2 protein-coding genes are annotated in these 1,381 nt (G+C 53.3%); both read left to right on the forward strand.

All coding sequences use genetic code 11. The features are described 5' to 3' along the window. Nucleotides 1-661: porin (locus ASF69_RS23570; RefSeq protein WP_244475428.1), on the forward strand; the 661-nt coding region annotated here is incomplete at its 5' end. Between the two features lie 306 nt (nt 662-967). After that, nucleotides 968-1,381 (forward strand): porin (locus tag ASF69_RS23575; protein ID WP_244475429.1); only part of this gene is annotated, 414 nt, incomplete at its 3' end.

Here is a 1,381-nt window from a genome sequence, read left to right on the forward strand (position 1 = left end):
TGATGGCCTGTCTGGCGAGACGGACGTTCTTTCGCGTTATGCTCTCTTCAACTCCGTTCGCTACACCTACGATGCAGGCTCTTTCTGGGCTGGCGTTTCCGTTGACGAACTTGAAGGTACTAACGTTGGAAGCTACCGCGTTGTTGGTGCAGCTAACGTTGTAGAAAACGACAATAACGTCGGTATTACTGCCGGTATCGGTGGTAAAGTCGGTGGTGCTAAGCTTCAGTTGATCGGCGGCTACGACGTCGACCAGGAAGAAGGCGCTGTTCGTCTGATCGCCACAGCCGATTTTGGTCCTGGCACACTCGGTCTGGCCGGTGTTTGGGCTTCCGGTGGTAATGCTTACTACAACCAGTCCGAATGGGCTGTTGCTGCTGAATACGCAATCAAGGCAACCGACAAGCTGACCATCACTCCAGGTGCACAGTGGTTCGGTAACGTAGCGACAACCGCATCTCTGAGCTCAACTGCTCTGTCTGGCGCAACAACTCTGCGTCTGGCTGACGACTTCTCTGACCGTGATGCTTGGCAGGCCGGTGTAACGGTTGACTACAAGATCACGCAGGGTCTTTCTGCAAAGATCACAGCTAACTACTTCGACGAAGATGAGCGTGACGATCAGGTCAACGGTTTCGTTCGCCTGCAGCGTTCGTTCTAATAAAATACGACTCATTTATTTCGGAAAGCCCGGCTCCCATGCCGGGCTTTTTGTTGTCTTCGTGTGCCGGCGCATCAGGCAAGTTTTACCCTTACTTGTTAAGGGTCTGTTAGGAAGTCGTGGTCCGGTTCTCCTAGTTGTAGCGAAATGGCAACAGGGTGACGAGAAGCAGTTTGATTTGTGACGAAATTGTTTCCTTCTTGATTGCGCGAATCCCCTCTTTTGGATGTAATCAGTCTCAGGGCGGCATTTTAATTTATTTGTATTTCCCACTCGCTGCTCATTCGATTTTGACTGGAGGTCAATATGAACATCAAGAGCCTTTTGATCGGCTCCGCTGCAGCTCTCGCAGCAGTATCCGGCGCACAGGCCGCTGACGCTATCGTCGCAGCAGAGCCTGAGCCCCTCGAATACGTTCGCGTTTGCGACGCTTTCGGCACCGGCTTCTTCTACATTCCAGGCACCGAGACTTGCTTGAAGTTTGGCGGCTACATTCGTTTCCAGACGAACTTCGGTCGTGACGAGTCGGGCTCTTCCGATTGGGATTCGTTCACACGCGCTCAGTTCGAAGTTGACACACGCACAGACACCGAGCTTGGCGCTCTGCGTGGCTTCATCGGCTTCCGTGGCAATGCCGACTCTGGCATTGGTGGTTCTACGGCTGGCACGTCCGGCAACCAGGGTTCTGGCGTATTCGTTGACCAGGCCTTCATCGAACTC

This window comes from Rhizobium sp. Leaf311 (genome assembly GCF_001423445.1).
GTDB lineage: Bacteria > Pseudomonadota > Alphaproteobacteria > Rhizobiales > Rhizobiaceae > Agrobacterium.